At 55.6% G+C, this 17,020-nt stretch carries 14 protein-coding genes and 1 tRNA gene; 10 read left to right on the top strand and 5 right to left on the bottom strand.

Features of this window, described 5'->3' with window-relative positions; genetic code table 11:
- Positions 1-3 precede the first annotated feature (3 nt).
- The 3 genes from AC07P6_RS01235 to AC07P6_RS01245 form a co-directional block, all read right to left on the bottom strand.
- The gene (locus tag AC07P6_RS01235; RefSeq protein WP_478315483.1) at positions 4-753 is read right to left on the bottom strand and encodes a sugar phosphate isomerase/epimerase family protein; all 750 of its coding nucleotides are present in this window, start codon (positions 751-753) and stop codon (positions 4-6) included.
- A gap of 108 nt (positions 754-861) precedes the next feature.
- Positions 862-1,878 carry a LacI family DNA-binding transcriptional regulator gene (locus AC07P6_RS01240; RefSeq protein WP_110276242.1) on the bottom strand — a complete coding sequence of 339 codons (1,017 nt, stop codon included), beginning with the start codon at positions 1,876-1,878 and terminating at the stop codon, positions 862-864.
- A 91-nt stretch (positions 1,879-1,969) separates the two neighbouring features.
- Positions 1,970-2,632 (bottom strand): OmpA family lipoprotein, encoded by a 663-nt coding sequence (locus AC07P6_RS01245; protein ID WP_304254085.1) that lies wholly within the window; start codon positions 2,630-2,632, stop codon positions 1,970-1,972.
- Positions 2,633-2,799: 167 nt separating this feature from the next.
- Between AC07P6_RS01245 and AC07P6_RS01250 the strand changes: the two genes are divergently transcribed.
- Complete coding sequence (locus AC07P6_RS01250; RefSeq protein WP_478315484.1) at positions 2,800-5,130, top strand: molybdopterin guanine dinucleotide-containing S/N-oxide reductase; 2,331 nt, start codon at positions 2,800-2,802, stop codon at positions 5,128-5,130.
- Here AC07P6_RS01250 and AC07P6_RS01255 read toward each other — a convergent pair.
- Positions 5,093-5,539, bottom strand: a complete 447-nt coding sequence (locus AC07P6_RS01255; protein WP_112215985.1) for an N-acetyltransferase — start codon at positions 5,537-5,539, stop codon at positions 5,093-5,095. The two genes, AC07P6_RS01250 and AC07P6_RS01255, sit on opposite strands and share 38 nt — an antisense overlap.
- Positions 5,517-6,098, bottom strand: coding sequence for a DNA-3-methyladenine glycosylase I (gene tag / locus AC07P6_RS01260; protein WP_478315485.1), 582 nt, complete (start codon positions 6,096-6,098; stop codon positions 5,517-5,519). Before tag ends, AC07P6_RS01255 begins: the two co-directional genes overlap by 23 nt.
- 160 nt (positions 6,099-6,258) lie before the next feature.
- Here tag and AC07P6_RS01265 point away from each other — a divergent pair, with 160 nt between their 5' ends.
- The 9 genes from AC07P6_RS01265 (at position 6,259) to dppF (ending at position 16,874) form a co-directional block, all read left to right on the top strand.
- Positions 6,259-6,903: an autotransporter outer membrane beta-barrel domain-containing protein gene (locus AC07P6_RS01265; protein ID WP_182235257.1), complete on the top strand. Its 645-nt coding sequence runs from the start codon at positions 6,259-6,261 to the stop codon at positions 6,901-6,903.
- Positions 6,904-7,142: 239 nt separating this feature from the next.
- The gene (locus AC07P6_RS01270; protein ID WP_181484508.1) at positions 7,143-8,345 is read left to right on the top strand and encodes an L-lactate MFS transporter; all 1,203 of its coding nucleotides are present in this window, start codon (positions 7,143-7,145) and stop codon (positions 8,343-8,345) included.
- Positions 8,346-8,583: 238 nt separating this feature from the next.
- A complete protein-coding gene (gene eptB / locus AC07P6_RS01275; RefSeq protein ID WP_478315486.1) occupies positions 8,584-10,275 on the top strand; it encodes a kdo(2)-lipid A phosphoethanolamine 7''-transferase in 1,692 nt (563 codons plus the stop codon).
- Positions 10,276-10,365: 90 nt separating this feature from the next.
- Positions 10,366-10,442 (top strand) — tRNA-Pro (locus AC07P6_RS01280).
- 724 nt (positions 10,443-11,166) lie between these two features.
- Positions 11,167-12,774, top strand: coding sequence for a dipeptide ABC transporter periplasmic-binding protein DppA (dppA, locus tag AC07P6_RS01285; RefSeq protein ID WP_304254080.1), 1,608 nt, complete (start codon positions 11,167-11,169; stop codon positions 12,772-12,774).
- Positions 12,775-12,938: 164 nt separating this feature from the next.
- Entirely contained in the window at positions 12,939-13,958 is a 1,020-nt protein-coding gene (dppB, locus tag AC07P6_RS01290; RefSeq protein ID WP_182235254.1) for a dipeptide ABC transporter permease DppB, read from the top strand.
- Between the two features lie 9 nt (positions 13,959-13,967).
- On the top strand, positions 13,968-14,870 hold the full coding sequence (gene dppC, locus AC07P6_RS01295; RefSeq protein ID WP_304254079.1) for a dipeptide ABC transporter permease DppC: 903 nt from the start codon (positions 13,968-13,970) through the stop codon (positions 14,868-14,870).
- Positions 14,871-14,880: 10 nt separating this feature from the next.
- Positions 14,881-15,864, top strand: coding sequence for a dipeptide ABC transporter ATP-binding protein (gene dppD / locus AC07P6_RS01300; protein WP_110276231.1), 984 nt, complete (start codon positions 14,881-14,883; stop codon positions 15,862-15,864).
- Entirely contained in the window at positions 15,861-16,874 is a 1,014-nt protein-coding gene (gene dppF / locus AC07P6_RS01305) for a dipeptide ABC transporter ATP-binding subunit DppF (RefSeq protein WP_142513403.1), read from the top strand. Before dppD ends, dppF begins: the two co-directional genes overlap by 4 nt.
- The last annotated feature ends 146 nt before the right edge of the window (positions 16,875-17,020 follow it).

Here is a 17,020-nt window from a genome sequence, read left to right on the forward strand (position 1 = left end):
AACTTAATCCTCGCGTAACAGGTTGACGTAGCGGCGGGTCACGGCCGTCAGGTCATGGCCAGTCAGCGGAAATTCAATCCCGCGTGGAGCATCGGCGGGCAGATTGTCGAGCAGCGCCAGCCAGCGGTCGGACGCTTCGTCCGGCGGCACGGCACGAAAGTGCGAATGGTGCGGTTCCGCTGCCTTAACGTGGATATAGCTGACCGCGGGGGCCAGCTGGCGTGCGGCTTCTTCCGGCGAATCGCCGACCCACAGCCAGTTGCCCATATCAAAGGTGAGAGTGATCGGCAGCTGATTAACCCGGCAGGCGGCTTTGAAGCGCTGCATCGGCGCCAGCTGGCCGCAGTCGGTCTGATCGTTTTCCACCACCAGCGCCATTCCGCTCTCCTGCAGAATATCGCGCAGGGTTTCCAGATCATTGTGGTGACGAAAGTGGCCCAGCGAGAGCTTTAGCCACAGCGCGTTAAGGGTCTGCGCTTCCTGTAAAAAGCCAGAGAGATGCGGATTGAGCGAGCCGTCAGCGGCAAACAAGGCCTCTGGTGCGGAGTAACAGGCCAGCAGGCCGCGATGCTCAATGTCTGCGGCCAGTTCTGGCAGGTGGTTCAGTTCATCAGCGCTAAACAGTTCGCGGCGAATTTCCACGCCGTCCGCACCGGAACCGGCGATAAACGGTAGTACGGCGGACTGTCCACCCAGCGCCTTAACGTGGTCATTCCCGTACGCGGCGGTTACGACAATAATTTTTCTGGCCATCCCAACACTCCCGGCGATTATCTAATGCGTTGTTTATTACGCTAGATGGTATCGGTTCCAAAGCAAAGGTTAAGATGTTCAATTTATGATCGCCATCACGAAGGATCGTTAGCGGGAGGTAGAGCCTCTGACGATCAGCTCACCGGAAAACACCCGTTCACAGACCGGGTCATTGCTGCCCGCAATGCGGCGCACCACCTGCTCAACGGCGGCGAAGCCAATCTGCCAGGTTGGCTGCTTGAGGGTGGTAATCCCCACGCCCGCCAGCTCGGCCCACTCCAGCTCATCGAAGCCCAGCAGGCCGATATCGCTACCCCAAATCAGGCCAATACGCTTAAGAGAGCGCGCAACTTGCAGGGTCAGCGCGCCGTTGGCGGAAATCACCGCTTTGCGCATTCCGCGATGGTGGGAGTGGAAATGGCGTAGGACGTTATCCAGCATCGCACCGTCGTTGAGCGGGACTTCGGCATTTTCCGCGATGATGCCAGCATGGTGCTGGAGCGTGTTGCGAAAAGCGCTCAGGCGCTCGCGGCGAGTGTTTACCGAGCCGAGCGGTTCGCTGAGGAACAGTAAGGCTTCGAAGCCTTTTTCCACCAGATGTTCGGTGGCGGTGGTGGCGGCCTGGGTATTATCGAGACCGACGACATCACAGGCGAACTCAGGAATTTTGCGGTCGATAAGCACCATCGGCAGCGCCGACTGCTGTAGCCGGTTTAGACCGTCTTCACGCATCCCGACCGCATTGACCACAATCCCCTCCACCTGGTAGCTGCGCAGCAGGTCGAGATAGTGCAGCTCCTGGTCCAGCTCGTTATTGGTGTTACACACCAGCAGGGTAAAGCCTTTTTCGCGACAGGCGGCTTCTATGCCGCTGAGCACGTTGACGGAGTAGGGGTTGGTGATATCAGCGATGATCAGACCAATCAGCCGGGTGCGGCCATGCTTCAGGCCGCGGGCCATCAGACTAGGACGGTAATCGAGCTCGGCAATCGCTTTTTCAATTCGCCCTAACAGATCGTCGGAAAGCAGATGCTTTTCGCCGTTCAGATAGCGTGAAATGCTGGTTTTGCCGGTCTTTGCGGCTTTCGCCACATCGCTGATGGTTGCTCGCGCCGCTTTCGCCATGGTGGCTTCCTTTGCTGAAATCTGCACACACCTTAGCGCGAAAATCCGCTATATCAAGCATTTTGCCCGGCGAGTACCGGGCAAAGGGGAGTTACTGCAACGGGCTAAGGGTGATCTCGACGCGACGGTTCTGCGCCTTACCTTCTGCGGTGCTATTGCTGGCGACCGGATTAGCCGGACCCATGCCGGTGGTGCGGATGCGGTTTGCCGCCACGCCCTGGGTGATAAGCGAGCTGGCGACGCTGTCGGCACGCTGCTGGGAGAGACGCATATTCAGCTCCTGGCTGCCGGTGCTGTCGGTGTAGCCAACGACGTTGACGGCAGTTTTCTCGTACTCTTTCAGCACCATCGCCACCCCGGTCAGGGTATTAGCACCCGCTGGTTTCAGGTTGGCGCTGCTGCTATCAAAGGTCACATTGCTTGGCATATTCAGCACGATGTTGTCGCCATTTCGCGTCACGCTCACCCCGGTTCCCTGCATTTTTTCGCGCAGTTTCGCTTCCTGCACGTCCATGTAGTAGCCGATACCGCCACCGAGCGCAGCCCCTGCCGCCGCGCCGATCAGCGCGCCTTTGCCACGGTCATGTTTTGAGGAGGAGAGTGCGCCAATACCCGCGCCGACTAACGAACCGACACCTGCGCCGATGCCGGATTTACCCGCCTCGCGCTCGCCGGTGTAAGGGTTGGTGGTACAGCCTGAGATGACCAGTGTGCCGCTAACGATAGCCGCAATCATGAGTACGCGTTTTTTCATCTTATTTCCTTAATCTTTTTTATTCTTTGCCACAGCGACCGTGACGGTTGATTATGACGCCCGAAGACGGAGAAAATTCCGCAGAGAGCATCTCAATTTGTAAATAACATTGAACGGCCGAATAACAGACCGTCACCACACCTGCTATCGCTGACCAGGAGCCTGCTTTGCCAACCTCATCTGCCACCAAAACCATCCTCACCGCAGCCCACTGGGGGCCAATGCTGGTTGAAACGGATGGCGAAAACGTCCTCTCCTCGCGCGGGGCGCTCAATACGCCTTTCGCTAACTCGCTGCAAACCGCCGTGCGCGATCAGGTGCACAGCAAAACTCGCGTGCGTTATCCAATGGTACGTAAGGGATTTCTCGCCTCGCCGGAAAGCCCGCAGGGTGTGCGCGGTCAGGATGAGTTCGTGCGGGTGAGCTGGGAACATGCGCTGGATTTGATTCACGCTCAGCACCAACGTATTCGTGACAACTATGGCCCCGAGTCCATCTTTGCGGGTTCCTACGGCTGGCGTTCCAACGGCGTGCTGCACAAAGCGGCGACGTTGCTTCAGCGTTATATGAGCCTGGCGGGCGGCTATACCGGGCATCTGGGAGATTATTCCACCGGCGCGGCGCAGGCGATCATGCCGTATGTGGTAGGTGGCAATGAGGTTTATCAGCAGCAGACCAGCTGGCCGATGGTACTTGAGCATAGCGATGTGGTAGTGCTGTGGAGCGCCAACCCGCTGAATACGCTAAAAATTGCCTGGAATGCCTCCGATGAGCAGGGGATCCCATGGTTCGACCAATTGCGCCAGAGCGGGAAACGAGTGATCTGCATCGATCCGATGCGATCGGAAACGGCGGAGTTCTTTGGCGACGCGGCGGAGTGGATCGCCCCGCACATGGGCACCGACGTTGCGTTGATGCTAGGCATCGCCCATACGCTGGTGGAAAACGGCTGGCAGGATGATGCGTTTTTGGCCCGCTGTACCAGCGGCTACGACGTTTTTGCCCGCTATCTGAACGGTGAAAGCGACGAGACGCCAAAAACGGCAGAGTGGGCGGCGGCGATCTGCGGCGTTAGTGCGGATAAAATTCGCGAACTGGCAAAATTATTCCACGAAAATACGGCTATGCTGATGTCCGGCTGGGGGATGCAGCGTCAGCAGTTTGGTGAGCAGAAACACTGGATGCTGGTGACGTTGGCGGCGATGCTCGGGCAAATTGGCACCGAGGGCGGGGGCTTTGGCCTTTCCTACCATTTTGCCAATGGTGGCAACCCCACGCGCCGCGCTGCGGTGCTGGCTTCAATGCAGGGTAGCGTGGCGGGCGGCACCGATGCGGTAGAAAAAATTCCGGTCGCCCGCATCGTCGAGGCGCTGGAAAACCCCGGCGCGGCTTATCAGCACAACGGTATGGAGCGCAGCTTCCCGGATATTCGTTTTATCTGGTGGGCGGGCGGTGCCAACTTTACCCATCATCAGGATACCAATCGACTGATTCGCGCCTGGCAGAAGCCGGAGCTTATCGTGATTTCCGAATGCTTCTGGACCGCGGCGGCGCGCCATGCCGACATCGTGTTGCCCGCCACCACCTCCTTTGAACGCAACGATATGACCATGACTGGCGATTACAGCAACCAGCATCTGGTGCCGATGAAGCGGGTGGTCGCGCCGCGCGATGAAGCGCGCGATGATTTCGATGTGTTTGCCGACCTCAGCGAACGCTGGGAAGAGGGAGGTCGTGAGCGCTTTACCGAAGGTAAAAACGATGTGCAGTGGCTGGAAACTTTCTACCAGATTGCCGCCCAGCGCGGGGCTGGGCAGCAGGTGACGCTGCCGCCGTTCACGCAGTTCTGGCAGGCGAATCAGTTCATTGAGATGCCGGAAAGCCCGGAAAATGCGCGTTTCGCCCGCTTTGCCGCCTTTAGGGCCGATCCGCAGGCGAATCCGCTGAAGACCGCCAGTGGCAAAATTGAGATTCACTCCTCGACTATCGCCGGTTTTGCTTATCCGGATTGCCCGCCGCATCCCATGTGGCTGGAGCCGGATGAGTGGCACGGCAACGCGCAGGAAGGTCAGCTACAGGTGCTGTCAGCGCATCCGGCGCATCGCCTTCACAGCCAGCTCAATCATACCTCGCTGCGCGAGCAGTACGCGGTGGCGGGCCGTGAACCGCTAACGCTTCACCCGCAGGATGCGCAGGCGCGTAATATCGCTGATGGGGACGTAGTGCGGGTGTGGAATTCGCGCGGTCAGGTACTGGCCGGGGCGGTGGTGACCGACGGCATCCGTCCTGGCGTCATTTGCTTGCATGAGGGGGCATGGCCGGATCTCGACGCCCAGGCGGGCATCTGCAAAAACGGCGCGGTAAACGTGCTGACTAAAGATATTCCAACGTCGCGACTGGGCAACGGCTGCGCCGGAAATACGGCGCTGGCCTGGCTGGAAAAATATACCGGACCCGAGCTTACGCTGACGGCATTTGATCCGCCGACCAATGCATAATCCAGGTCGGATGCTGGGTTTCATCCTGCCATGCGCAGTCTTCAATGCGAAAGCCCTGTGCATGGTAGAAATTCACCGCCCGGACGTTTTTTTGGTATACCTCAAGGCTTAGCCAGTCGTAGTGCTTTTTGACTTCATTGATCAACGCGCTGCCGATGCCCTGCCTGGCGGCATCCGGCGCGACGAACAACGCGCCGATAAAGCGCGACTCCATCACGCTGATAAAGCCCTTTAGCACGCCGTCCTGCTCCCAACCCCAAGTGCAGGCGGCGGGAAGATACACATCCCGCACTATCGCGATGCTGTCATGCCAGTAGCTCTCGGCGATAAACGGATGCGCATAAATAGTGCTTTCCAGCCATAATTCGATTAGCGGGCCAGTATCGTTAGCGTCCCAGTTGCGGATCATCCTGACCTCCGGGGTGACAGAAGCAGCCGGTAACATGGTCGTTGACCAGGCCACAGGCCTGCATAAAGGAGTAGCAGATAGTCGAACCGACAAATTTAAAACCCCGCTTTTTCAGCGCTTTCGACAAAGCGTCAGAAGCTAGAGTGGTGGTCGGGATTTCCGCCAGCGTTGCCGCTGCGGTGATCTGAGGATGATTGTCGACGAACGACCAGACAAAATCTGCGAAAGGCTCGCCATTTTTTTCCATCGCCAGAAAAGCACGGGCGTTGCCGATGATGGCCTGAATTTTCCCGCGGTGGCGAATAATGCCGGCATCAAGAACCAGGAGTTCAATATCCGCCTCATCCATGGCCGCTACGCGAACCGGGTCGAACTGGTGAAAGGCACGGCGATAGTTTTCACGCTTTTTCAGCACCGTTATCCACGACAGCCCTGCCTGCTGACCCTCAAGGCAAATCATTTCAAACAGCCGTGCAGGGTTCTTTTCGGCAACGCCCCACTCGCTATCGTGGTACTGAATGTATAAAGGATCCTGACTTACCCATCCGCAACGTTCCATCTGTCTCTCCCTTTTGTCATAAAAGTTATCTGTTCACCTTGACGGCTGAAAGATAAAGATAATAGTTAATACAGGGTTATTATTGCCAACACAGGGATAAGACACCCCCATAAAAAAACACAGCAACCTTGCCGTTTCGGCTCTTTTTGGAGTCGCATTAATGATAATAAAGAAATGCAATGGCCTCCGGGGGTTTATCATCCCGGCGTGCGTATCCGTCTGGGCGTCGTGTGTTGCCGGAGCGAATGCCTGGCAACAGGAATATATCGCTATCGATACAAAAAGTAATACTCCGGAACGCTATACATGGGATAGCGATCACCAACCGCGCTACGAAGATATCCTTGCGGAGCGGATAAATGCGTCCGACGATCCTGCTGGCCTGGCGTTCAATCAGGCGGTATCGCCACCAGATAACGTACATGGCATGAGCGTTGGCTGGAACTTCGCCGTGGCAAACGGTATCACCTCCGGCCCGGTGGCCAGTTTACGTAGCGATCTGACGTCGCCACCCGATTCCCGTAATGCTACCGGAACTGGCTACGTGAATACGCTGGGCTGGCGGGTCGATTATCAGGAACTATGGGGGGTTCACCCGTGGGCGCAGGTGAGCTATAACCAGACGCTCTCAGCCGATCCTGTGGGCGCGAATCGCACGCAGGAAGGAGCTTGGCGAGATGTGACCTTCGGTGCGGATATGTCGCTCAACTCCCATCTTGCCGCCTGGGCGGCGCTGTCGCAGGCGGATAATTTGCCCACCGGGGCGAATTATCTCTATCTGATGGGGGTGAGCGCCAATTTTTAATTTATCCGCATCATGTATGATGCAATTATTTAACTTATCAATCACAGGAATGAAGCACCTTCCTGCGATAGCAGGTACTAACTTTTTGGAAATTATTTAAGGCGTGAATGTTTTTCAATGTCATTCATTCCGTCTTTAATGCATTTCATTCCGTGGTGACGGCAGCTCATGCCTTTTTCCCCCAGGTTTACCGGGGACTTCGTTATTGTGGCGGCAGTTAATTCTTCAGGACAACTGCTATGAACGCTGCAAACCGCCAATACACCCGCTGGCTTACGCTGCTCGGCACCATCATTACGCAATTCGCGCTGGGATCGGTTTATACATGGAGTTTGTTCAATAGTTCTCTTTCCGCCAAGCTAGATGAACCGGTGAGTCAGGTGGCGTTCTCATTTGGTCTGTTAAGCCTCGGCCTGGCGCTCTCCTCATCCGTTGCGGGCAAATTACAGGAACGTTTTGGCGTCAAACGCGTCACCATGGCTTCCGGCGTTCTGCTGGGCCTCGGTTTCTTCCTTACCGCTCACTCGAATAGCCTGATGATGCTGTGGCTGAGCGCGGGCCTGCTGGTGGGGCTGGCGGACGGCGCAGGTTATCTGCTGACGCTGTCGAACTGCGTCAAATGGTTTCCGGAACGTAAGGGGCTGATTTCGGCTTTCTCTATCGGTTCTTATGGCCTCGGCAGCCTCGGTTTTAAATTTATTGATACCCACCTGCTGGCGACGGTCGGTCTTGAGAAAACCTTTATCATCTGGGGCGCTATTGTGCTGGTGATGATTGTCTTTGGCGCGACGCTGATGACTGACGCACCAAACCATACCGCCACCGCAAGCAATGGTGTTGTTGAAAATGACTTCACTCTTGCCGAATCGATGCGTAAACCACAGTACTGGATGTTGGCGGTGATGTTCCTGACTGCCTGTATGAGCGGCCTGTATGTGATTGGCGTGGCGAAAGATATTGCTCAGGGGATGGTGCATCTTGATATCACGACGGCAGCAAATGCGGTCACCGTGATTTCCATTGCCAACCTTAGCGGTCGTCTGGTGCTGGGTATTCTGTCAGATAAAATCTCGCGTATCCGGGTGATTACCATCGGCCAGGTTGTATCGCTCATCGGTATGGCCGCGCTGCTGTTCGCACCGCTTAACGCTACCACTTTCTTCGCCGCCATTGCCTGTGTCGCTTTCAATTTCGGCGGGACGATTACCGTGTTCCCATCACTGATTAGCGAGTTCTTTGGCCTGAATAACCTGGCGAAAAACTACGGTGTGATTTATCTGGGCTTTGGTATTGGTAGTATTTGTGGTTCGCTGATTGCTTCCCTGTTCGGCGGTTTCTATGTGACCTTTTGCGTTATCTTCGCGCTGCTGATTCTTTCTCTGGCGCTTTCTACCACCATTCGCCAGCCGAAAAGCGAGGTTTACCGCGAGGCCCATGCCTGAAGTGGGGCCTCGTCGTATTCATGATTAATCACCTAAGCAAATAGTGCCTATCCAACCAAATGTTTTGTAAATGTTTGGTTGGATCACATTCCCTCCTGATACTTTTTCCTTCTGCTGTGGTCTACTTAGCGCGCTTTGTAGAGGTTTCTTATAACCAAGCTAAACGCACTTTATTAACCTGCTTACTTATATCGCTTAAGTCGGGCGGTTTTATCTCTTCGTTTTCCAGGTTTTTTGCATGAAATACATTAAAACGATGACGCAGCTGAAGCTCAGTATCTGGCTGGCGCTGTACATCGGCTGGTTTATGAACGCTGCCGTATTCTTCCGTCGCTTCGAAGGTTACGCTCAGGAATTTACCATCTGGAAAGGACTCTCAGGTGCAGTAGAATTGGTCGGTACCGCACTGGTCACCTTCTTCCTGCTGCGTATTTTGTCGCTATTTGGACGCCGTATCTGGCGCATCCTTGCAACCTTAGTCGTTATATTCTCTGCCGCCGCCAGTTATTACATGACCTTCCTGAACGTTGTGATTGGCTACGGGATCATTGCGTCGGTGATGACCACGGACATCGACTTGTCCAGAGAGGTCATCGGCTGGCATCTGATTCTCTGGCTGGTACTGATGAGCGCGCTGCCGCTGCTGCTTATCTGGAGTAACCGCTGCCGCTTCACGCTGTTACGGCAAATTCGCACGCCTGGTCAGCGGATGAAGAATATTACCATCGTGGTGCTGGCCGGTCTGATGGTCTGGGGACCCATTCGCCTGCTGGAAGTTCGTCAGAAGAACTTTGAACGTAGCTCAGAGGTTGATCTGCCAAGCTACGGCGGGGTGGTGGCCAACTCCTATCTGCCGTCTAACTGGCTTTCGGCGCTGGGGTTGTATGCCTGGGCGCAGGTCGATGAGTCTTCAGATAATAAATCCCTGATTAACCCGGCAAAGAAATTCACCTACGTTGCACCTGAAGGGCTGGATGATACCTATGTGGTGTTTATCATCGGCGAAACCACCCGCTGGGATCATATGGGCATTCTGGGTTATAACCGGAACACCACGCCGAAGCTGGCGCAGGAGAAAAACCTGGCCGCCTTCCGCGGCTACTCCTGCGATACCGCCACGAAGCTGTCGCTGCGCTGCATGTTTGTGCGTCAGGGCGGGGCGGATGATAATCCACAGCGGACGCTGAAAGAACAAAACGTGTTCGCGGTCCTGCATCAGCTCGGTTTTACCGGCGATCTGTATGCCATGCAGAGCGAGATGTGGTTCTACAGCAACACGATGGCTAACAACATTGCCTATCGCGAGCAGATTGGCGCCGAACCGCGTAACCGCGGCAAGAGCGTTGACGACATGCTGCTGGTGGATGAAATGAAGCGCGGGTTGCTGAAAAACCCCAACGGTAAACACCTGATTATTCTGCATACCAAAGGTTCGCACTTTAACTACACCCAGCGATATCCGCGCAGTTTTGCCCAATGGCAGCCGGAATGCGTGGGCGTTGATAACAAGTGTTCGAAGGCTGAGCTGATTAATTCGTACGATAACAGCGTGACCTATGTCGATCACTTTATCGTCAGCGTGCTGGACCAACTGCGGGATAAGAAAGCGATTGTTTTCTACGCGGCTGACCACGGTGAGTCCATCAACGAGCGTGAGCACCTGCACGGTACGCCGCGCAAGATGGCGCCGCCGGAGCAGTTCCGTGTGCCGATGCTGGTGTGGATGTCGGATAAGTATCTGGAATCGCCTGACCATGCGGCTTCTTTTGCGCGCCTGAAACAGCAGGCGGCGATGAAGGTACCGCGTCGTCACGTTGAGCTGTATGACACCATCATGGGTTGTCTTGGTTACACCTCACCGGATGGCGGGATAAACCAGTACAACAACTGGTGTCATGTTCCTGACGCAGCGGCGAAGAAAAAGGATTAACACAGTGGTGAGTTTCTCGCCGCTTGAGTGACTTTTTCATAATAAGGCATTGACGGGTTTGCATCTCAGCAGTAAGATGCGCCCCGCATTCGGTGATTGGCGCAGCCTGGTAGCGCACTTCGTTCGGGACGAAGGGGTCGGAGGTTCGAATCCTCTATCACCGACCAAATTCGAAAAGCCTGCTCAACGAGCAGGCTTTTTTGCATCTATAGCCCCGCTAAATTCCCGGCTCGCGCTGCGCCTGCCCGGGCTACGGGTTCACTGTCGTCTACGGGCCGGTAGCCCGTACAGGTGCGTAGCACCACCTCCGGGAAGATATCGATCGCACCAGACTGTAAGAAAACTCGCCCATCACCATTTCCTGCCGCCAATTCGCTATTTTGTGACATCTTCCATTGTATTTTTTTATATATACATCAATCTTTTTTCGCGAAGCTTATGGATAACTTCAGCATTTTCCGCTGTGCGTTTTAACGTTCGCGCTATTTATCGCTCACATATTGGTCACATCGCAAGAAATTTTTACCATTTCCCATAATTGCTTATCACTACATCTCGAAAAATATTAAGGGATTTATTCTGTCTATTAGCCGCTAGCATAAATTTCTCTGCTGGAAATAGGGCTGTGCACTTTTTTTAATCTTTGCCCGCCGATTCTCACCCCGGATGTAAAACCAGGTTGGCTGTATTGACGTTTACCCATTCTGTTGACAGATTGTAGGGCATGAGGGGCATTTCATGGAGAATCCGTACTGCAACTCAGTCGTTTTTGCGAAAGGAATCCCCATCTCTCTCAACGCTTTCGAGCACCACCGACCGGACCGGGTAAAACATAAATAAAGGTCTGGCGGATATATGCAATGCAAACAACATCACATTTGGAGCAGAATAATGAGTATTTCCTTGAAAAGGTCAGGGATGCTGAAGCTTGGTCTGAGCCTGGTTGCCATGACCGTCGCAGCAAGCGTACAAGCGAAGACCCTGGTTTATTGTTCAGAAGGCTCGCCGGAAGGCTTTAACCCGCAGCTCTTCACCTCTGGCACCACCTATGACGCCAGCTCAGTGCCGATTTATAACCGCCTGGTTGAATTCAAAACCGGTACCACGGAAGTTATTCCGGGCCTGGCCGAGAAATGGGAAGTCAGCGAAGACGGTAAAACTTATACCTTCCATCTGCGTAAAGACGTGAAGTGGCAGGATAATAAAGATTTTAAACCGACTCGCGCGCTGAACGCCGATGACGTTGTCTTCTCGTTCGACAGACAAAAAAATGTCAATAACCCGTACCATAAAGTGTCTGGCGGCAGCTATGAATACTTTGAAGGCATGGGCCTTTCCGACCTGATTAGCGAAGTGAAGAAAGTGGACGATAATACCGTCCAGTTCGTGCTGACTCGTCCGGAATCCCCGTTCCTCGCTGACCTCGCTATGGACTTCGCCTCTATTCTGTCAAAAGAGTATGCCGACAACATGCTGAAAGCCGGTACGCCGGAGAAAGTGGATCTGAACCCAATCGGTACCGGCCCATTCCAGCTGCTGCAATATCAAAAAGACTCCCGTATTCTCTATAAAGCCTTCCCGGGCTACTGGGGCACCAAACCGCAGATCGATCGTCTGGTCTTCTCCATCACCCCTGATGCTTCCGTGCGCTACGCAAAACTGCAGAAAAACGAGTGCCAGGTGATGCCGTACCCGAACCCGGCAGACATCGCGCGCATGAAGGAAGATAAAAACATTAATCTGCTGGAGCAGCCGGGTCTGAACGTCGGTTACCTCTCCTTCAACACCGAGAAGAAACCGCTGGATGAGGTGAAAGTTCGCCAGGCGCTGACCTACGCGGTGAACAAAGAAGCGATCATCAAAGCCGTTTATCAGGGCGCGGGCCAGTCTGCGAAGAACCTGATCCCGCCGACCATGTGGGGCTATAACGACGACGTTAAAGATTACACCTACGATCCAGAGAAAGCGAAAGCACTGCTGAAAGAGGCGGGCCTGGAGCAAGGCTTCAGCATTGACCTGTGGGCGATGCCGGTACAGCGTCCGTACAACCCGAACGCGCGCCGTATGGCTGAGATGATTCAGGCTGACTGGGCCAAAGTTGGCGTCAAAGCCAAAATTGTCACCTTCGAGTGGGGCGAATACCTGAAGCGCGCGAAAGCCGGCGAGCACCAGACCGTTATGATGGGCTGGACCGGTGATAATGGGGATCCGGATAACTTCTTCGCTACCCTGTTCAGCTGCGCTGCGGCGAAAGATGGTTCTAACTACTCTCGCTGGTGCTACAAGCCGTTTGAAGACCTGATTCAACCGGCTCGCGCTACTGACGACCACAACAAACGCATTGAGCTGTACAAGCAGGCTCAGGTGGTGATGCATGACCAGGCCCCGGCGCTGATCGTCGCTCACTCCACCGTTTATGAGCCAGTGCGCAAAGAAGTCAAAGGCTATGTGGTTGATCCATTAGGTAAACACCACTTCGATAACGTCTCTATCGAATAATAAGCAATACGTCCCCCTCTCCCTTGAGGGAGAGGGCCGGGGTGAGGGTGGAAAAGCTGCCCCCTCACTCTTACCCTCCCCCTAACGGGGAGAGGGTGTTTACTTTTGTGAGCAATACAGACGTCCTGTCACCAGGCGGGTCGTTACTAGAGAGAATCCGGGTTATGTTGCAGTTCATTCTCCGACGTTTGGGACTTGTCATCCCAACATTTATCGGTATTACCCTTCTCACTTTTGCCTTCGTCCATATGATCCCCGGTGACCCGGTGCTGATTATGGCGGGCGAACGTGGTATTTCCCCTGAACGTCACGCGCAGCTACTGGCCGAAATGGGCCTTGATAAGCCGATGTGGCAGCAGTACGCCCACTATGTTTGGGGCGTGATGCATGGCGATTTAGGCATCTCGCTGAAAAGCCGCATTCCCGTATGGGAAGAGTTTGTGCCGCGCTTTAAGGCCACCATGGAGCTGGGCGTCTGCGCGATGATTTTCGCCGTCGCCGTTGGGATCCCGGTTGGTGTGCTGGCTGCGGTCAAACGCGGTTCTATCTTCGACCACACCTCCGTAGGCCTCGCGCTGACCGGCTACTCCATGCCTATCTTCTGGTGGGGCATGATGCTGATTATGCTGGTCTCCGTGCATTGGAACCTGACGCCGGTCTCCGGGCGCGTCAGCGACACCGTGTTCCTCGACGATACCCTACCGTTAACCGGCTTTATGCTGATAGATACCGCGATTTGGGGCGAGCCGGGGGACTTTATCGATGCATTGATGCATATGATCCTGCCTGCCGTGGTGCTGGGCACCATCCCGCTGGCGGTGATTGTGCGTATGACCCGTTCATCAATGCTGGAAGTGCTGGGTGAGGATTATATCCGTACCGCGCGCGCCAAAGGGCTGACGCGTATGCGGGTGATCATCATTCATGCTCTGCGTAACGCCATGCTGCCGGTGGTGACGGTTATCGGTCTACAGGTAGGCACGCTGCTGGCGGGCGCAATCCTGACCGAAACCATCTTCTCCTGGCCGGGTCTTGGCCGCTGGCTGATTGACGCGCTCCAGCGCCGCGATTATCCGGTTGTGCAGGGCGGGGTGCTTCTGGTGGCGACGATGATTATCCTCGTCAACCTGCTGGTAGACCTGTTGTACGGCGTGGTGAACCCGCGTATTCGGCATAAGAAGTAAGGGGCCATCATGTCACAAGTTACTGAAAATAAAGTTGTCGCCGCACCGGTGCCAATGACCCCTTTGCAGGAGTTCTGGCACTATTTTAAACGCAACAAAGGCGCCGTTATTGGCCTGGTCTACGTGGCGGTGATGATTTTTATCGCCGTATTTGCCAACTTCATTGCGCCTTACAATCCAGCGGATCAGTTCCGCGATACGCTGCTGGCCCCCCCGGCCTGGATGGATGGCGGGAGCTTCTCCCACCTGCTCGGTACTGATGACGTTGGCCGCGATATCCTTTCACGCTTAATGTACGGTGCGCGTCTGTCGCTGCTGGTTGGCTGTCTGGTGGTGGTACTGTCGCTGATCCTTGGCGTGGTGCTCGGTCTGGTCGCAGGCTATTTCGGCGGCGTGCTTGACTCAATCATCATGCGCGTTGTCGATATCATGCTGGCGCTGCCGAGCCTGCTGCTCGCGCTGGTGCTGGTGGCCATTTTTGGCCCCTCGATCGTCAATGCGTCGATAGCGTTGACCTTTGTCGCCTTGCCGCACTACGTCCGTCTGACCCGCGCTGCGGTGCTGGTGGAAGTGAACCGCGACTACGTCACCGCATCTCGCGTGGCGGGGGCCGGTGCGATGCGCCAGATGTTCGTCAATATTCTTCCTAACTGTCTTGCGCCGCTGATTGTTCAGGCGTCGCTGGGCTTCTCTAACGCCATTCTCGATATGGCCGCTCTTGGCTTCCTTGGCATGGGTGCGCAGCCGCCGACACCGGAGTGGGGCACCATGCTCTCCGACGTGTTGCAGTTCGCGCAGAGCGCCTGGTGGGTCGTTACCTTCCCGGGTGTCGCGATCCTGCTGACGGTGCTGGCATTTAACCTGATGGGTGACGGTCTGCGTGACGCGCTCGATCCCAAACTGAAGCAGTAAGAGGTTCGAGATGGCGTTATTGAATATAGATAAATTATCGGTGCATTTCGGCGACGAAAAGGCACCGTTCCGCGCCGTAGACCGCGTGAGCTACAGCGTGAATCAGGGTGAAGTGGTTGGCATTGTCGGTGAGTCTGGTTCGGGTAAATCGGTCAGCTCGCTGGCGATTATGGGACTGATTGACTATCCCGGCCGCGTGATGGCTGAAAAGCTGGAGTTTAACGGTCGCGACCTGAAGCGCATTTCCGAAAAAGAGCGTCGCCAACTGGTGGGCGCGGAAGTGGCGATGATCTTCCAGGACCCAATGACCAGCCTCAACCCGTGCTACACCGTGGGTTACCAGATTATGGAAGCCATTAAGGTGCATCAGGGCGGCAATAAAAAGACGCGTATTCAGCGGGCAATTGACCTGCTGACGCTGGTGGGGATACCCGACCCGGCTTCGCGTCTCGACGTCTATCCGCATCAGCTTTCCGGTGGCATGAGCCAGCGCGTGATGATTGCGATGGCGATTGCTTGTCGGCCAAAGTTGCTAATTGCCGATGAGCCCACGACGGCGCTGGATGTAACTATCCAGGCGCAGATCATCGAGCTACTGCTTGAACTCCAGCAGAAAGAGAACATGGCGCTGATCCTGATCACTCACGATCTGGCGCTGGTAGCCGAAGCGGCGCACAAAATTATTGTGATGTACGCCGGTCAGGTAGTGGAAACCGGCGACGCGAAGGATATCTTCCGCGCGCCGCGTCATCCGTACACCCAGGCGCTGCTGCGTGCGCTGCCTGAGTTCGCTCAGGATAAGGCGCGTCTGGCCTCGCTGCCGGGGGTGGTTCCGGGGAAATATGACCGCCCGAACGGTTGTCTGCTCAACCCGCGCTGCCCCTATGCGACCGATAAATGCCGCAGTGAGGAGCCTGAACTGAACCTGCTTAATGACGGCCGTCAGTCGAAATGCCACTACCCACTTGATGATGCCGGGAGGCCTGGATTATGAGTACGCATGAGGCCACCACGCAACAGCCTCTGTTGCTGGCCACCGATCTGAAAAAATACTACCCGGTGAAGAAGGGGCTGTTCGCTCCGGAACGCCTGGTGAAAGCGCTGGATGGCGTTTCGTTTACCCTTGAACGCGGCAAAACGCTGGCGGTCGTGGGTGAATCCGGCTGCGGTAAGTCAACGCTCGGTCGCCTGTTGACGATGATTGAAATCCCCACCGGCGGCGAGCTTTACTACCAGGGGCAGGACCTGCTTAAGCATGACCCGCACGCACAAAAACTGCGTCGGCAGAAAATCCAGATTGTGTTCCAGAACCCGTACGGTTCGCTGAACCCGCGTAAAAAGGTGGGGCAGATTCTGGAGGAGCCGCTGCAGATTAACACCAGCTTAAGCAAAGAGCAGCGCCGTGAGAAAGCGCTGGCGATGATGGCCAAAGTGGGCCTGAAAACGGAACACTACGACCGCTATCCGCATATGTTCTCCGGCGGCCAGCGTCAGCGTATTGCCATTGCCCGCGGCCTGATGCTTGACCCGGACGTGGTGATCGCCGACGAACCGGTCTCCGCGCTGGACGTGTCAGTACGCGCGCAGGTGCTGAACCTGATGATGGATTTACAGCAGGAGCTGGGGCTTTCTTACGTCTTTATCTCCCACGACCTGTCGGTGGTGGAGCATATTGCTGACGAAGTGATGGTGATGTATTTAGGCCGCTGCGTAGAGAAAGGGTCGAAGGACCAAATCTTCAATAACCCGCAGCATCCGTATACTCAGGCGCTGCTGTCGGCAACGCCGCGCCTGAATCCGGACGATCGCCGCGAGCGTATCAAGCTGACCGGCGAGCTGCCAAGCCCGCTGAATCCGCCTCCGGGCTGCGCGTTTAACGCCCGCTGCCGTCGTCGCTTCGGCCCATGCACCCAGCTCCAGCCGCAGCTGAAGGACTACGGCGGCCAACTGGTGGCCTGCTTTGCCGTCGATCAGGATCAAAACGGCGAGAAGCCGCTGAGCTGACCGAATAAGGTGCAGACTCCCCCAGTGGAGGGCTACGGGTTCACAGCCGTCAGCGGTTTGGTAGCCCGGACAGATGCGTAGCATCGCCTCCGGGAAATGTGGCGGACCAGATGTCTGCGCGTGGCTTCATCCCGGGGGCGGCGCTC

The sequence above is a fragment of the Klebsiella sp. GFKo11 genome, assembly GCF_056490265.1.